Here is a 15,956-nt window from a genome sequence, read left to right as displayed (position 1 = left end):
TAAACACACTTTTTACAGTATATACTAACAAAAAAGACTGACAATTTTATGTCAGTCTTTAAAAATCTATTTTTGGGAGTATATAAATCACTTTATAGTCTCTGTACAAGGGCTTATATCAATTATGCCTCGGCATAATTGCGTCCTGAATCGGCTTTGTGCTTGCAAAAAAGAACTCCTTTCCGATTCCTTGACATCCGCCGGAGGCTTTAACTTCTTTCAGTGGGCGGTTTGGACCCCCACTGAAAAGTAGCTTAAATCCGCATTCATCTCACCACCTATAGAGGTGGGAGACTTCTGCTGAAAGAAGTTAAATTGAATACTATTATTTACAACTCTATTTCTCAAATTTCTCGGGATATAACCCTTCAGCAACTGTTTTTAAGGCAAGCGGCGCACGAATACCTTCTGCTCCTGCTGAAAGAGGAAGTACAATAAATTTCTTGTTTTTAATAGCAGGTAAATCTGCTAATTCTTTTTTATTTAGTAAGAACTTTTTCTTTTGTTCTACTGTAATATCACCATAATCGATGATGATAATAGCTTCAGGATTACGATTAACTATTTCTTCCCAGCTTACTTCAGGCCATCCACCTTTAGTATCATTAAAAATATTGTTACCACCAGCCATTGTAACTAAGTTAACTAGATAGTTATCTTTTGCTGCTGCCATAGGGACTTCTTCTCCACTATCATATACTAATACATTTACCGGCTCTTCAACTTGTCCAACTTTCGCAATTGTCTCTTCAATATCTTGTTTTATTTGGTTAATGAGTTCGGTTGCTCTGTGTTCTAAATGAAAGATACGCCCAATGTTTTCAATATCTTTATACATATCTTCAAGTGTTGGCGTAGTCGACATACTAGATGATTCTTGGATATATGTATTAACACCTGTTTTTTGTAACTCTTCAACAGTTCCTAATGATTGTTCTGTGAATGCACTTCTCCAGCCTGCATAAGCAAAGTCAGGCTCTACTCCAAAGAACACTTCTTTGGATGGGTATTCCTTCGCAAGCACTGGAATGTCCTCATAAGCTTCCTTAAACTCTGGTAAAATTTCGTCGTCTAAATAAGCTGTACCTACCATTGAATCTTGTAATCCTAAAGCAAGCATAATTTCCGTTGCATGCTGATTAAGCGTAACCGCACGTTTTGGAGCTTCTGTATAGGTAAACTTATGATCCATATTCGTGATAATTAATTCCCTGTTTTCACTTACATTCTTCTGTTTGATATCTTCCCTTTTAGAAGATTTCTCCGAGTTACTACACGCAGCCAACATTATTACTAGTAAACTAATAATGATCCATAATTTTCTATACCTAGTCATATTATTCTCCTCAAATCTATGTTGTTTTTAAATATGGTTTAAAAAAATGATATGTGTTTTATGTGTAATAGGATGAATCATTATTTCTGTTTCAACACCAAACACTTCTCGAATTAGCACAGTCGTTAATACGGTTTCAGGAGTTCCTGAACTGACAACCTTTCCATTTTGAATTACATATAAATAATCACAAAACATAGCTGCTAAGTTTAAATCGTGTATGGCAGCAAATATAGTAACATCCAGTTTTTTAACGAGGTCCAACAATTGCAGTTGGTGATGTATGTCTAAATGATTGGTAGGCTCATCCAAAACAATCAAGTTTGCTTCTTGAGCAAGAGCCCTTGCAATAAGAACTCGCTGCTTCTCTCCTCCTGATAAGCTCATGAAGCTTCTTTCTTTCAAGGTATTCATTCCAACACGTCTTAAAGAGGTTTCGACAATCATACGGTCTTCTTGGGTATCAGTCTGAAAGAGCCGCTTATGAGGATGGCGCCCCATCCAAACCATTTCTTGTACGCTAAAATCGAAGGTCAAAGAAGTTTCTTGACTAACAACTGACATTTCTTTCGCTGTTTGTTTTGGTGAAAGTTCGTATAAATTTTGTTCATCTAAATGAACTAATCCGGAATGAGGTTTTAATATTCGACAAGCTGTTTTTAAGAGAGTTGATTTCCCACTGCCATTTGGTCCAATAAGCCCTACAAATTGCTTCGCTTTAATTTGAATGGAAATATCCTCGATTATCATTGTATCTTGTATTGAATACGCAACATCCTTCAAAGTTAATCTCATTTAGTTCTACCTCCAAACGAATATGAGCTCCGACGTAAAAGCCAGATAAAGAATGGCCCACCGCATAATGCAGTAACAACTCCTATTGGAAGCTCTTGAGGAGCAAGTAACATTCGAGCACATACATCAGACCAAATGACAAGAATCATTCCTATTAAAATACTGAATGGTAATACTCGTTTATGATCCGTTCCAATGAGTAAACGTACAACATGGGGAACAACCAATCCAATAAATCCTATAGAACCACTTACAGCTACAACAGTACCAGTAAGAAGTGACGACACAATTATTAGTATTTTTCGAAAAGAGTCAATATTTACGCCAAGTGTTGCGGCTGCTTCTTCTCCCATTAATAAAATATTTAATGAGTGGGCATTGAACAGCAGATAAATTGTACCAACAAATACGACAACTGTTGGAATCATTATATACTCCCATTTGGCTCCTGCTAAACTACCCATCATCCAAAACATTGCACCGCGAATTCCGGATTCTTTTGGAGCGAGCGTAACAATGAAATTCGTTACAGCCGACATAATCATCGAAATAGCCACACCTGCTAGTAAGAGTCTAGTCGTTTCAATTCTCCCGCCTACTTGAGCTAAAAAATATACGGCTACCATTGCGATAATAGCACCAGTAAATGCACCTAAAGATAGCGCGTATTGACCAAAAACTGGTAGCGTCCCAAATAGGATAACGAGCGTTGCCGCAACTGATGAACCAGAAGATATGCCAAGAATATAAGGATCTGCAAGTGAATTCCGTACTAAAGCTTGAATAACTACACCAACTACAGATAATCCAGCGCCTACTATAGCACCAAGTAAGACTCGAGGTAAACGAATGTCCCAAATAATTCTTTCTTGTGCTTGGGTCCATTTTACATCTATGTAATCACCGAAAATAGGAAGGTGAGATAGAGCGATTTTCCAAACAGTTATAGGTGACATCTTAACTGGTCCTAGAGTCAGGGCAAATGTAACAGATAATACAAGGGCACAAAAAAGCAGAAGTAACAACAATAGAAAACGACGCTTTGCCTTTCTCTCATTCAACTGCTCGTCCGTAATATTATCTTTATTTCCTTTTTTCAACGAGTGAACTGGCAATACTTGTTCCAATAAAAAAATCCTCCTCCAAAAAATACAAAAAAGCCCTATTCCTTGTGACAAAGAATAGGACTACGAGTATCGGTTTAAAGACATAGCAGTAGTACAATAAATTAGTCTTTTAATCTCTCGAACACCTCTCCTCTCAGCGAAGGTAATTTGGTGGAACACACTAGGTAGGTCTCCTGGCTTCCATATCATCATCTTCTTTCGTCTTCCCTGATTGATACAATCAAGTGACATCATGAAAGAGAACTCCTTGGTTACAGTGGCGCGACCACTCGGGATTTACACCCGATTCCCTGTTACCCTTTGCTTACACAAAGGCACCCAGTGGCATAATTATTAAATTTGCAACTCAAATATTATGGTAGTATAGTTAGAATATTTTTACAAGTAAAATATTATTCTGTTTTTTTAACATATTAAATTGTATATAAAAGTATTTGATAGAATTATATAAATTCTAGCTAATCTGAAGAAATATTCAAATAACTAAAAGTCTGGTCATAAACATAGGTACTACTTTCAATTTCATCAAACGTATAAAATAAAACAATTGAGGAGAAAAGGGGCACGAATTCCTTATGAATGAACTAATAGTAAACATTAAAGAATTAGCAATATTACTATTGTTCCTATCAACAATCGCTTACTCTAGACAACTAAAGAAGACTAGGTGGGAAAGAAAGCTTACTTTCTACGAGATAATAATGTATATAATAGCTACAATTGCCATTCTTCTTTATGGATTTAGTTTTTTTCTATATTTGCTTGGTACAACAGATTAAAGAAACTTAATACAATTAGTGAGAGTATACAATGCTACTTTAAATACATATTTCAGTAAAATGATTAACAAGCTAAACAGGCGTTTATTCATTTATCTATGAATGTATAAACGCCTTCTCTTTATTCAGTTTGATTGTTTTCTAATTTCACTTCGACAGGTAATTGAAGTGCTTGTGTGTTTTTAGTAAAAAAAAGGTTTACTCCATTATCTATTTGAATATAATCTTGTATTCTTACATTCTTGTTTATTTTTATAGATTCATCTGAAAGTGATATCCCCCATATGATACTCTCACCATTTTCTAATTCATGATAAATCCACTCTATTGGATCACCCTCGTGGTCCTTCCACTTCCAAACTTCATAATTCATGCTTCCGTTATAATGAAGTACTCCATCTTCAAAGTAAAAGATACTAATTGTTTTGAGTTGTGAATCCGAATAAAAAAAAGTCTTCCCATTTTTGATTTTCAGAGATTGGATTAGCTCACCGCTTTCTATCTTCGTATCAAGTGCTTCAGAAATCTTTTGTGCATAGTAGGTATTATCAAAATTAATAGTAGGTTTTATTGATAATGTTGGTAATAACAGTATGACAATTAGCAAAAAAAGAAGAATAATCGTTTTCTTAATCATAATTTTATATCACCTCTTTACACTTCTAATAATGCACGGGTTAAAAAATTTTATAAAATGAATGCTATGTTTAAATTTATCTAAATAAAGCACAACTTATGCATTGTCATTGATAATTTTTCAATAGAAAATATCAACATTTTCTCATCATAAAATAAAAGATGAGTGACCAGAGCCACTCATCTTTCTATTTCCATATTAAATATAATAATTATTTATCTAAAACTTCCCTATCATCCGCTTTGCATTTAATAAATAATCAATTATGCCTCGGCATAATTGTGTCCGGAATCGGCTTTGTGCTTGCATAAAGAACTCCTTTCCGATTCCGTGACATCCGCCGGAGGCTTTAACTTCTTTCAGCGGGTGTTTGGACACCCGCTAAAAAGTAGCTTAAATCCGCATTCATCTCACCACCTATAGAGGTGGGAGACTTCTGCTGAAAGAAGTTAAACTGAAAAGTTACTTATTCAACCGTCCAATTGATAAGTAATCCTGCGTGTGCCAAGCCGCCGCCGAAGCCATATAATAATACCTTATCTCCGTACTTCACTTTGCCTTCACGTACGCCCTGATCTAATGATAATGGTATTGTTGCTGCTGAAGTATTACCGTAATCTACTAGGCTATATAATGTTTGTTCAATTGGAAAACCACTTTTTTCGCATATTGACTCAATCATTCTTAAATTTGCACTATGAGGGATAAACCAATCTACGTCTGTTAATTCCAATGATGCGTTTTGCATAACCGTTTTCATCCCTTTTGGAACTGTTGTGACAGCCCATTTATAGACAGCTCTACCATTCTGAACAAACTTACCATTATCCACAATTTCTTCACCATTCATCTTGTTCGATAAATTTGAACAATATAAGCTTTTGCCACCTTCACCTTGTGAACCAATATGAGAAGAAATGAAACTTGGTTGATGTTCATCATATTCTAAGAGTACTGCTCCAGCACCATCTCCAAAAAGGATACACGTTGCTCTATCTGTATAATCCGTAATTCTAGATAAAGTCTCAGATCCAACGACAAGTATTTTCTTATTTAAACCTGATGTGATCATCCCATTTGCTACATATAATCCATAAGTAAAGCCTGAACAAGCAGTGTTTAGATCGAAAGCACCTGTATTCTTAATGCCTAGTTTTGCTTGAAGTGTAGAAGCGACACTTGGTGTTTTAAAATCGGGCGTCATTGTACAAACAATAATCAAATCTACATCTTCGACAGATGTATCGTATCGCTCCATTAAATTTAGAACAGCCTGATAAGCTAAATCACTTGTAAACTCATCTTCTCGCGCCATTCTTCGTTCTTTTATTCCAGTACGTTGAACTATCCATTCATCATTTGTTTCAACAAGTTCTTCTAATTCTGTATTTGTTAAAGTTCGCTCTGGTACATACGAACCGATTGCTGTTATACGCGCTTTTGAATTAAACATAAAAAACCTCCAAAATATTTATCCTATTTATATTAACACTTATTTATAGCACCTGGTACTAAATATTATTAAAAAAATACACATTTTATGTTTTAAATTAATTGTTAGAGTGGGCTCATTATTAATATTAGAATGTGCTTGATTATTAATATGGAGAATCAGTGTATAATGAATTGATAATTATTGAAATCAATTATGCCACGGCATAATTTCGTCCTGAATCGGCTTTGTGCTTGCACAAAGAACTCCTTTCCGATTCCGTGACATCCGCCGGAGGCTTTAACTTCTTTCAATGGGTGTTTGGACAACCGCTGAAAGAAGTTAAAATTCCGAATTTGTTGATTATGATAAAACAAATCCATTGAAAGAAGGTGAAAATCGTGGAACTATCAGTTATTAATACTTTTACAGTCCAAGAGTTTAGTGGGAATCCAGCAGCTGTTTGTTATTTATGTGAAGAAAAAGAAAGTATCTGGATGCAGAAAGTGGCAAAAGAGATTAATGTACCGACTACTGCTTTTATTCATTTTTCAAATAATAAATATCATTTACGCTGGTTCACACCATCCACTGAAATACCAATTTGCGGTCATGGAACACTTGCAAGTTCTTATTTCTTATGGAAAAAAGGAATTGTGGATCCAAAGCAGAGTATCATCTTTCAAACAAAAAGTGGGGTTCTAAAAGCGCATTTAAAAGACGGTTGGGTTCAATTAAAGTTCCCTACTATGCTTGAAGAGAAAGTGACCGCTCCAAATTTGTTACTTAAAGCTTTAGAAGTTGAACCTGTTTATATTGGTAAAAGTAATCTCGACTATTTAGTTGAAGTGGAATCAGAAGAAATTGTGAGAAATCTAAAGCCCAATATTGATTTAATACTAAAACTACCAGTTAGAGGTGTCATCGTTACTAGTAGATCTAATACCGAAGAATTTGATTTTATCTCCCGTTTCTTTTCCCCAGCCCAAGGGATTAATGAGGATTATGTAAACGGTTCATCCCATTGTTGTTTGGGACCATATTGGAAAAACAAATTAGATAAGGCTGATTTAATAGCTTATCAAGCTTCAGAAAGAAATGGCATTTTAAAAGTCAGTGTATTGGATAATGATGTTTTACTATCAGGTAAAGCAGTAACCATTTTTGAAGGTAAACTAACAATTTAATAACTGGTTTATCTACAATTTAAAACTAAATAAAGTTACTAAATGTAGCCGATGCTAAAGAAAGTATCGGCTTTTTCTATAAGATAAATGTTGCCTTTACTCTTCTATTGGTAACGTATATTTAATTACATCACTATAACGCGTACTTATTTCTTTTAAATCTTTTTTTCCAATTTCTAATACGTATTTAATTTTAATCTTGTCATACTCTTCTTTTGTTTTGGTCTTTTTTAATTTTGTAACATTACTTTCACCTTTTTGAAAAGTGAAAATTGTAGCATTCTCTCTATACATCATGTCCGCTGTTTCAACAATTACTTGATTACTCTCCATCGCCTTACCTTTATAAAAATCAACAGTTTCTACATCAAATGATTCATCTGAAATGATCTCTTGTTTTGCTGTTTCTTCATTCATACAGCCAGCAAATGTGAAAGTGGATAAAGCTAAAATTAAAATTGATATTTTCTTTATCATTTTTGTCTCCTTCTCTGCTATATGTATGAGTCACATACACAAATTTGGCATTAGTCGATAATAGAAATGGGTACATTTTTTTACACTGGTAATGTGTTAACCTCATAACTACTTAGGTCCACAATAGCTATTTCCTATGGATATATAATGAAGTTTCTCTTACTATCCAAATCTTTTTGTATCCGAGATTTGAAAGCTCTAAATTCGAATATACGAGTATTGCCGTTATAATGTATATTGCCCATTATTCCCCTTAATTAAAATGGAAATAAATACTATAATAAGTAAGCAAGTGAAATTTTTCAAGCTGATAGAGGAAGGTAATTAGAATGTAAAGACAAAACAATTAATTGGGGTGAAGAAATGCTAGGTTTACCTAAAGGGGAAGTTTTTTTAACTCCTTGGTCGAAAAATTGGGATAAAGAATTTTTATTAGAGAAAGAGAAGATACAAAAGAAAATTAGTAAGTATATTGTTGATGTTCATCACATTGGAAGTACAGCGATAAAGTATTTAAGTGCCAAACCGATTATAGATATAGCAGTTGAGGTTAAAGAATTTAGCGATGGTGAATGCTGTGCCTCGCTTTTAGATAGCCTTGGGTACTCTTACAAAGGAACAAATATTTTACCTGAAAGGCATTATTTTAGTAAAGGTGAACCCCGAACTCATCAAATTCATATGTACCAAAGTGGAAATAGGTATCTTATCGAACAGTTGAAATTTAGAGATTATTTAAGAAGTAATGATGATATACGAGTAGAATATGAACTTCTTAAACTAAATTTATCAAAAATAAATAATAATGATAAACACAAATATGCAGATGAAAAAACTGATTTTATAAAATCTATCTTAGAACAGTTTTAAATTTATTCTCCTGTTTATTGTCTATGATTAATCGTTCTTTATTATAAGCGTATAGCTTTACAATCTCATTCAGGGTACCTTCAGTAAAATGCGGATTTTCGAAGTATTAAAAAGCCCAACTTCTCTGCAAATTAAAATAGAGAAAATGGGCTTTTTTCGGTACTTCATTTATGATTTACTTTAATTATTTTGTTCAATGAATTGGTATATCGCCATCATCTCTCGTTTATTCAACTCACGAATACGATTAAAAATTGGAATATGTGCAACAGCCTCAAAATTCATGCTTTCAGCAACAACATCACTTACTTTACCAGTTAACCATGTTTGCACGTCTATGCCATCGATGATTTCCTTACGCCCTTCATCATTAATACCACTTTCATAACAACTAACACATGGTATCGATAATTTATACACGCCATCATGGAGTCCATCTTCTGAAATTACTTTCTTCCCTTTACAGAAAGGACATTGATGGGTTTTTTTTATCTTATTAATTTGGGTGACAATTTTTTTGTAACCAAATGCTTCATAGACATAAGTAAGCTTTTTGTATTTTCCATTAGTGAAATACTTATCAATGATCGTTTCTCTCGTTTCGGTAATATTGTCAAAATCACAGATGGTGATCCGATTCTTCATGCTAATGGATTCAATATTATCGCTAATACTGTCCCAGAATGGTAGGACATTTTGTAATACCATTTCATAATGGGCAAAGCTTCCCTGCTCCAGTTCAAACATTTTCAGAGCAACCTGTGTTTCCCTAGGTAATAGAGAGACATCTTCAGTCAAAGTCATATCACCACCGACGATGGCCTTTAGTTTTTTAAGCACTTGTAATTCACCAACTGTTTTCATTACTTGGTCAATAGGCTGCTGAATAATCTCACGTATATCCGTGTTGTTAAATTTTAGTTTTTTATGATGGTTTAGCACGGTTCCTTGACAGATTGGACAGGTAATCATCTCTTTGGAAGCCTTCATTTGCTCTTTAATAATCGATTTCGATACAACTATATAGCGTCCGATGATGAAATTAAAGCCTTCCCAAGTCCTCGAAGCCTTGCCTGCTTTATCATAGAAAGATTTTTCCCAATATCCATATAAAAAAGTATGTTTTTCAGCTTCAGTCATGTCATTATAACTTTTACTTAAATCGTGACCGAGCTCATTCTTAATTTCATCAAAGAGGAATTGCAATTTTGGATATTGATAAAATTTTAAAACCTTCATCACGTCTGGATGGAATAGGCCATCCCAAAATGGTACGGTTTTGTCCTGAATAACAATATCAATATCAAATTTTTCAATCACTTGGCGGCCGGAGCAAGATGGACAATGGTTTTCTTGATTATAGAAATCGAAGCTATTCGTATTTTTATTGGTCGGATGAGCTGTCACAATATGGTTGATCAAGCCTCCCATTTCATAGAGAAAACTATATTGACTATACAAATGCCGCTCTAAGTCAATAGCGATGACGGCTGCAATTATTTCGGATTCGTATTCACCATAAATCAAACGAGCCATTGATGATAAGCTTTTTAAAATGCCACCCTTATAGACGTTTTCTGCATTTTTAAAATAGGAAATATGATTTTCTTTTAAGTAGTTAACTTCATTTTGTTGATTGAGTGTTGAAGAAATTTGTATTGGAGCAATTCGATCTTCACTGTTTTTTTGACAATAATAGTCTTCATGACTAACAACATCCAGATGCTCCACAGGTGCAAGCTGTCTTTCACCAAAATCAACGATAAAATCAGAGTTTTCAAGCATATACGCATTATGTTCAATCATTATTATGGAGACAGATTCATCTTGCAAAATGCTTCTGAGACTATCGATGAATTGATTTAAAATATTTTGTGATAATCCTTTTGAAGGCTCGTCGAAAATAAAAAGAGTATGTGGGTTTCTAGAGTTAGCAAACAGCTCCGAAACTAAATGGACACATTGAAATTCACCAGTCGATAAGGACTGAGTTTTTCTTTCCAACGTCAAATAACCTAGACCAAGTTTAATCAATAAACTCAAGCGTTTATGAGCGATTTCTCCTTCTGGGAGTTCATCAATAATATCTTCAATCGAACGTTGGAAAATATCGTCAATATCTTCACTGTATTTTGTAAGTTTCCTTTTAATATCAAGAAACGTCGCAACTGTTGACCGACTTGTAATCGATTGGTTTCGTTCTTGCCCAACCATAACAATTTTATCTTTTGGATATCGCTTCAGAAAGTCTTTAGCCATACACTCATTTACAAGTGTCGATTTACCACATCCTGATTCACCCGTAAACGTTACAAGTCTGTTTTGGGGAATTTGAATTTCTGCCATTTGAATATTTCGACAGTAAAGCTCTTTGAATTGATAGTATCCTGTTGGCAATGCCTCATTTCGTTCCCAAATGATTGGTTTTGGACGTGGTGATTCTTCAACAATTTTCCCACCGTATTTACCGCTACCTGGACCAAAGAACAATTGCTCATTCGTTGTGTCAAGCACCGTATCAGAATGATCAATGAGCCAAATTTGATTTTTATAGCCCAATTGTTTAATCTGTTCTAAAATTTTCAATAGTGTTTGATGATCAAGGCCCACAGAGATTTCATCAATAATAATAACCGTATTTTCACTTGATGCCATAAATTCTGCCAAGTATAGTCGTGTTAGTTCTCCACCTGACAACGTTCCCATAATGCGATTTAATGTTAAGTAACCGATATTCATATTGATCATATTTTTGAGAATATGTTGTTTACCTTCACTAATATTTAAAACTTCTGCAAGTGAAATGATAGATTCAATGCTTAAGTCGTTTATATCTGAAATATTATGTGGTTTATCAAATAATTCAATCATATATTGCCGGGTTTCTTGATTATAGCGCTTCCCCTTACACTTAGGGCATTCGACATTTTTAGTAGTTCCGCGACCTTTACAACTTGGACACCAACCTAGCTCATTATTAAATGAAAAAACTTCTGGAGACAAATCGAATTTTTCAGCAAGAGTAACACGTATGTCTTTTAATACGCCTGTATGTGTGCCAATTGTAGAACGTGGATTAGACGAGATTGATGATTTTCCAAGAAAAAGGACTAAAGGCATTTCTTCCATCTTGATGGAACTGAAATTAGTTTCCATAATAGTAGGAAATAAATACTGATATTCAGCTTTTGGCAATAAAGATACGAGACGCTTCTTGGATTCTTCACCAATTGATTGACAAAAAGTTGTTTTACCAGATCCAGACAAACCAGCAATTCCTAACGATTTATCTACTGGTATTACCGCATCTAATTTGTTAATATTGTTCGCAATTAATTGATTTATTTTCATAGTATTGCCCTCTCGATTCTCTAAATTTAATATTGCCATAATTGTAAAACTTCATTTGAATTTGTTGTGTTTTTTTAAAATCGACAAACGCATAATCTTTGTTGAAAAAGATTTCTAAAACCGTTTTGAAGAAACAACTTAATGGCTAAAATCCAGCAATTAGTGGTCCAACCCTACAAAGTATTTACTTAAGTCTCAGTTAAATTATATAAACTTCTACAACTATCCAAATAAGTCATTACAAATGTGGCCTTTCCGTGTTCCTGAGAAGCGCTCGATTGTAGAAAATCGTATAAAAAATATTGGACGCACTTATATTTCAGATAATTGCTCGTTTGTTTAATATTTTGTTTTTCCATTAGGTAAGAAATATCTCTTATCATAAGAAAGAGCACAATTCTTACTACAGAATTGTGCCCTGTTAAAAGTTGGTTTATTAGTATAAATGGTTAGAATTAATGCTCTTCATTTACCTACTCAAAATGTTGGTCCTGAAAATCAGGCATTATAGAGAGTGAAGATATCTTTTTTATTTTTCGGCTAACACTTTTCCAAGCTGAGCACCCATGTTTGTCCAAGCATATTTAGCACCCTCGATAGCTCCTTGGCGTGCTTTTGTTTCTTCACTAAATCCAGTTTGATATAGATGTAGATGGATAGTTCCATCTGTGCCTTTTTCTAAAGTCCATGTAATAGTAGTGCTTTCTCCGGCACTTAACCAAGTGTAAGATAATGTATGAGGCTCGTCCACTTTAAGAACTTCGCAATCTACAATTCCATCCCACCACTCATTTGGTTCAGCTCTGAATTGAAATTTATGTCCTACAATCGGTTTAAAGTCATTTTTCCATATCCATTTCTCTAGTGTTTCCGAATCTGTTAAAGCGTTCCACACCTGCTCGATTGAATTTGTAAATTGAAAATCTAATGATACATCTGGTTTCATTTTTTGTTCCTCCAATATAAGATTTAATTTGAAAATTCTCTCTTTCCAGAATCCTTCGTAAAAAGATACCCAATCTTGTATTTCTTTCAGCGGATTGGCATTCAACCGATACCTCGTTTCTCTACCAACCCTTCGAGCAATTACAAGGTCAGCATCTTTAAGGATAGCCAAATGCTTAGAAACTGCTGTACGGCCCATTTGAAAATGAACCGTTATCTCATATAGGGGTAATTCTTCGACATCTGACAACATTCGAAGCAATTTTCGCCTTGTTGGATCGGCAACAGCGTCATAAACATCCCTCACATCACTTTTTCCCTTCAAAATCACCCCCACCTTTACATTATTATTTCCTGTTATGTCAACGATTAAACTTCATAACGACCTAATAGGACACCTATTAGTGTCTTATTAATTATAGGACACCAAAAGGTGACACGTCAAGTAATCCGTATTTCCCTGATGGTACACCATTCAAAACAAATAATTTTTCAACTATTTATAGGTACTTTCACGCCTTGCTTTCTACGCCCAAACCCTAATGCGATTGCTGCCCCTAAACAACTGGATATACAACCTGCAAACAAGTATAATGTTGGTTCGGATTCACCTATTATTATAGAAGCTATTCCCCCAATTGCCGGAAAAAGGGCAACCATATACCCACTTTGAGATGCCCCAATTTGCTCTACCAGCTTTAAATAAAATAGCCATGCAGCAAAAGAAGCAACTAAAGTTAAGTAGAGCAATGCCGATAAGTAAGATATGGAAGTTGGGAGTACAATCTCTTCTCCTTGAATCCATACAATAGAACCCATCAGTATACCTCCAACTGTAAACCCAATTGCATTTGCATAAATCGGGTCTACCTTTTGCTTTGCATTTCTTGCAGAGCTGACATCACCTAAAGCGGTAAGTAGCGTTCCTAAAAATGCAATCAGTATACCTTTAAAGTCGTCAAAACCATGAAAGTTGTTCAAAGTGGGGTATATGAGAATACAGACACCTAAGACGCCTAAAGTACCTCCAATTAAAATACGTGAATGTAATTTTTCTTTTAGAAAAATCCGAAGAGCAATCGGTGTCAATATTACTTTAAGTGAAAAAATTAAAGTGACGATGGCTGCAGAGCTCATAATGGTTCCGTAATAAAGACACAAGTAACTTAAAGCAAAATTGCATATACCAAAGATCATTACAAACGGGAGATCTTTGGTTGTTGGTTTCCCTACTGGACGAACAAACCAAACTAAAATCAAAAATAAAATAGCTGTGACAGCTAAACGATATGTTAGAGATAATTCTAAACTAACTGGAGTTCCTTGTATTTTAACGGCAATAAAATTCAAGCCCCATACAATTAAGCAAAATATGTACATAAATTTTGTCATTAGATTTCCTTCTTCCTGAAGTATTACTTATATACGTTAAAAGCATGTCAGGATGAAATAATGAGTAACTATATAAAAGAAAAGCAGACTACAATTTCACTTAGGATAATGTCCTATAACCTATACAATGCATTCCTAGACACATTTTAAATTCACAAATTTGAATGACAGTTATATCCCCTTCTTTGTATAGCTTTACTGCATAATCCATTCCTACATGATTTTTTAGTCGCCCTTTAAATTCCCCTTCTTTTTATGAACATTTTTTTCTAGATATTCTGCAATAATCTTTTCTAATAACTCATGTTGAGTTAACTGTTGATTCCCTGCTTCTAACAAAATCTCTTCAACATACTTCCCTGGCAAGTCAAAATATTGGCGTTTGTAATTGCTACAAATCACTATTTGACCATCTTTCTCAAGGCACTCACCACAACGGACCCCCTCCATAATCTCCAATTGCCCCTGATACCCTTCTGGAACTTCATATTTCCCTTCTTTAATAGATACGAGTATTGTATCCAATTCTTCTCGTATGCGGAGATTTTCAACACCTGCAGCGATGTAGAAGGCATCTATAATTACATAAGAAGAAGGATTATCCCTTGGTAGCGTAAAATCAACGTAAAACTTACTACTCCGTAGCGTTTTCTGATGAATGCTATAATTTGGCGCAACAAACATTGTTTTCACAGCTTCTTTGTAACTAATCCATGTATGAGGTGGTAAATAAAATCCCCAATCCCCTTTATCATTCTTCATCAATCTGTAGCCTTGTCCATCCTTTGACTCGAACATTTGATATAAAGCTATGTCATAATCTCGATCGTAAAATTCCCACTTAGCAGCACGTCGATTCTTCTGTTCTTCTAACCATTTTTTTGCATGCTCTAAAGGTTCCTCCTGGATAACTAGCCTTTTACTATCGTCACTAATATAAATCTCCTGAGCTTCCAAAATGCCGTCTTTAATTAAGGAGTAAATTTTCTGTTTAGTAACGCATAGCTTTTGTGCGGCTTCACTAACACTTATCCCAGTTTGCTTTAATCTTCGTGCTTCTACTAGCTCATCTACTTCTTTACGGACATATCGGGTCTTATTTACGTTTTTGAATGGATCAATTATTTTTCTGATTTTCCCTTGCTTGGCATATTGGTAAACCGTCACTTTTGAGACCCCTAATTTATTGGCAACCTCTTGAGTGTTATATGATTCTTCAAAGCCCATGGTTTAACCCTCTTTCAATCAATTTAAACTACGTTCAAAAGATGTATTCCTTATACATTTCTCGTACTTGTTCAAAAAGTTTACCATTTTTATAGCAATTCAACCAGGTTTCATGTGATTTCAATTAGTAATAAAGAATTACAACTACTAAAAATTTATAAGTTTGGAGTGATTTAAATCCTATGAGTTTAATAGAGCGAATTAATACAATTTGTTTAAAAGTCTGTAATGTTGAGAATTCAAGCTTGTGGCATCAAGTAATATAGGTTTTAAGGAGGTTAACAGAGGTGACAGCTATCGTATATTAGTATTGGGAAAGGTGCTGTGCCTATAACGAGTAAAGAAAGAAAAGATAAGTTATCCAACTACTCACAAGTTTACCCTATCTTTATAACTGAACA

The 15,956-nt window shown here is 34.5% G+C and carries 13 protein-coding genes, 2 pseudogenes and 1 riboswitch; of the genes and pseudogenes, 3 read left to right on the top strand and 12 right to left on the bottom strand.

What is annotated here, in order from left to right:
- Positions 1 to 337 precede the first annotated feature (337 nt).
- Genes ACZLO7_RS12335 through ACZLO7_RS12325 form a run of 3 tightly spaced genes read right to left on the bottom strand, consistent with a single transcriptional unit; the run spans position 338 to position 3,207 of the window.
- A complete protein-coding gene (locus ACZLO7_RS12335; protein ID WP_464940424.1) occupies positions 338 to 1,336 on the bottom strand; it encodes an ABC transporter substrate-binding protein in 999 nt (332 codons plus the stop codon).
- A gap of 27 nt (positions 1,337 to 1,363) precedes the next feature.
- The gene (locus ACZLO7_RS12330; RefSeq protein ID WP_464940425.1) at positions 1,364 to 2,131 is read right to left on the bottom strand and encodes an ABC transporter ATP-binding protein; all 768 of its coding nucleotides are present in this window, start codon (positions 2,129 to 2,131) and stop codon (positions 1,364 to 1,366) included.
- Positions 2,128 to 3,207, bottom strand: a complete 1,080-nt coding sequence (locus ACZLO7_RS12325) for a FecCD family ABC transporter permease (protein ID WP_464940447.1) — start codon at positions 3,205 to 3,207, stop codon at positions 2,128 to 2,130. The genes ACZLO7_RS12330 and ACZLO7_RS12325 overlap by 4 nt, the downstream gene beginning before the upstream one ends.
- A 197-nt stretch (positions 3,208 to 3,404) precedes the next feature.
- A riboswitch (cobalamin riboswitch) is annotated at positions 3,405 to 3,595 on the bottom strand.
- A gap of 238 nt (positions 3,596 to 3,833) precedes the next feature.
- On the opposite strand from ACZLO7_RS12325, the gene ACZLO7_RS12320 reads away from it, so the two are divergent.
- Positions 3,834 to 4,037, top strand: coding sequence for a hypothetical protein (locus tag ACZLO7_RS12320; protein ID WP_464940426.1), 204 nt, complete (start codon positions 3,834 to 3,836; stop codon positions 4,035 to 4,037).
- Between the two features lie 121 nt (positions 4,038 to 4,158).
- Here the strand turns inward: ACZLO7_RS12320 and ACZLO7_RS12315 are convergent, their stop codons facing one another.
- The gene (locus ACZLO7_RS12315; protein WP_464940427.1) at positions 4,159 to 4,674 is read right to left on the bottom strand and encodes a hypothetical protein; all 516 of its coding nucleotides are present in this window, start codon (positions 4,672 to 4,674) and stop codon (positions 4,159 to 4,161) included.
- Positions 4,675 to 5,140: 466 nt separating this feature from the next.
- Entirely contained in the window at positions 5,141 to 6,127 is a 987-nt protein-coding gene (locus ACZLO7_RS12310) for a ketoacyl-ACP synthase III (protein WP_464940428.1), read from the bottom strand.
- A gap of 380 nt (positions 6,128 to 6,507) precedes the next feature.
- On the opposite strand from ACZLO7_RS12310, the gene ACZLO7_RS12305 reads away from it, so the two are divergent.
- On the top strand, positions 6,508 to 7,293 hold the full coding sequence (locus ACZLO7_RS12305) for a PhzF family protein (protein ID WP_464940429.1): 786 nt from the start codon (positions 6,508 to 6,510) through the stop codon (positions 7,291 to 7,293).
- A 96-nt stretch (positions 7,294 to 7,389) separates the two neighbouring features.
- Here ACZLO7_RS12305 and ACZLO7_RS12300 read toward each other — a convergent pair whose 3' ends face one another.
- On the bottom strand, positions 7,390 to 7,770 hold the full coding sequence (locus ACZLO7_RS12300; protein ID WP_464940430.1) for a hypothetical protein: 381 nt from the start codon (positions 7,768 to 7,770) through the stop codon (positions 7,390 to 7,392).
- A 363-nt stretch (positions 7,771 to 8,133) separates the two neighbouring features.
- On the opposite strand from ACZLO7_RS12300, the gene ACZLO7_RS12295 reads away from it, so the two are divergent.
- Positions 8,134 to 8,640 (top strand): GrpB family protein, encoded by a 507-nt coding sequence (locus ACZLO7_RS12295; RefSeq protein WP_464940431.1) that lies wholly within the window; start codon positions 8,134 to 8,136, stop codon positions 8,638 to 8,640.
- A 180-nt stretch (positions 8,641 to 8,820) separates the two neighbouring features.
- On the opposite strand, the gene ACZLO7_RS12290 is transcribed toward ACZLO7_RS12295, so the two are convergent.
- The 6 genes and pseudogenes from ACZLO7_RS12290 to ACZLO7_RS12265 all read right to left on the bottom strand — a co-directional run bounded on the left by ACZLO7_RS12290 (position 8,821) and on the right by ACZLO7_RS12265 (position 15,555).
- Positions 8,821 to 11,991 carry an ATP-binding cassette domain-containing protein gene (locus tag ACZLO7_RS12290; RefSeq protein WP_464940432.1) on the bottom strand — a complete coding sequence of 1,057 codons (3,171 nt, stop codon included), beginning with the start codon at positions 11,989 to 11,991 and terminating at the stop codon, positions 8,821 to 8,823.
- A 529-nt stretch (positions 11,992 to 12,520) separates the two neighbouring features.
- The gene (locus ACZLO7_RS12285; protein WP_464940448.1) at positions 12,521 to 12,937 is read right to left on the bottom strand and encodes an SRPBCC family protein; all 417 of its coding nucleotides are present in this window, start codon (positions 12,935 to 12,937) and stop codon (positions 12,521 to 12,523) included.
- 138 nt (positions 12,938 to 13,075) lie between these two features.
- Positions 13,076 to 13,189: pseudogene (locus tag ACZLO7_RS12280) on the bottom strand (ArsR family transcriptional regulator); the annotation flags it as partial.
- 239 nt (positions 13,190 to 13,428) lie between these two features.
- Complete coding sequence (locus ACZLO7_RS12275) at positions 13,429 to 14,328, bottom strand: DMT family transporter (RefSeq protein WP_464940433.1); 900 nt, start codon at positions 14,326 to 14,328, stop codon at positions 13,429 to 13,431.
- Between the two features lie 113 nt (positions 14,329 to 14,441).
- Positions 14,442 to 14,581, bottom strand: a pseudogene (locus tag ACZLO7_RS12270) (helix-turn-helix domain-containing protein); the annotation flags it as partial.
- Entirely contained in the window at positions 14,554 to 15,555 is a 1,002-nt protein-coding gene (locus tag ACZLO7_RS12265) for a helix-turn-helix domain-containing protein (RefSeq protein WP_464940434.1), read from the bottom strand. The pseudogene ACZLO7_RS12270 and the gene ACZLO7_RS12265, both read right to left, overlap by 28 nt.
- Positions 15,556 to 15,956 lie beyond the last annotated feature (401 nt).

It is taken from the genome of Viridibacillus sp. d25.2 (genome assembly GCF_055456015.2).
This window is presented reverse-complemented; position numbering and strand designations above follow the sequence as displayed.

Excerpts from the sequence above, each read along its gene's own strand:
- ACZLO7_RS12275 (WP_464940433.1), bottom strand. The coding sequence starts at position 14,328 with ATGACAAAATTTATGTACATATTTTGCTTAATTGTATGGGGCTTGAAT.
- ACZLO7_RS12310 (WP_464940428.1), bottom strand. The coding sequence starts at position 6,127 with ATGTTTAATTCAAAAGCGCGTATAACAGCAATCGGTTCGTATGTACCA.
- ACZLO7_RS12300 (WP_464940430.1), bottom strand. The coding sequence starts at position 7,770 with ATGATAAAGAAAATATCAATTTTAATTTTAGCTTTATCCACTTTCACA.
- ACZLO7_RS12295 (WP_464940431.1), top strand. The coding sequence starts at position 8,134 with ATGCTAGGTTTACCTAAAGGGGAAGTTTTTTTAACTCCTTGGTCGAAA.
- ACZLO7_RS12315 (WP_464940427.1), bottom strand. The coding sequence starts at position 4,674 with ATGATTAAGAAAACGATTATTCTTCTTTTTTTGCTAATTGTCATACTG.
- ACZLO7_RS12265 (WP_464940434.1), bottom strand. The coding sequence starts at position 15,555 with ATGGGCTTTGAAGAATCATATAACACTCAAGAGGTTGCCAATAAATTA.
- ACZLO7_RS12330 (WP_464940425.1), bottom strand. The coding sequence starts at position 2,131 with ATGAGATTAACTTTGAAGGATGTTGCGTATTCAATACAAGATACAATG.
- ACZLO7_RS12320 (WP_464940426.1), top strand. The coding sequence starts at position 3,834 with ATGAATGAACTAATAGTAAACATTAAAGAATTAGCAATATTACTATTG.
- ACZLO7_RS12285 (WP_464940448.1), bottom strand. The coding sequence starts at position 12,937 with ATGAAACCAGATGTATCATTAGATTTTCAATTTACAAATTCAATCGAG.
- ACZLO7_RS12335 (WP_464940424.1), bottom strand. The coding sequence starts at position 1,336 with ATGACTAGGTATAGAAAATTATGGATCATTATTAGTTTACTAGTAATA.
- ACZLO7_RS12290 (WP_464940432.1), bottom strand. The coding sequence starts at position 11,991 with ATGAAAATAAATCAATTAATTGCGAACAATATTAACAAATTAGATGCG.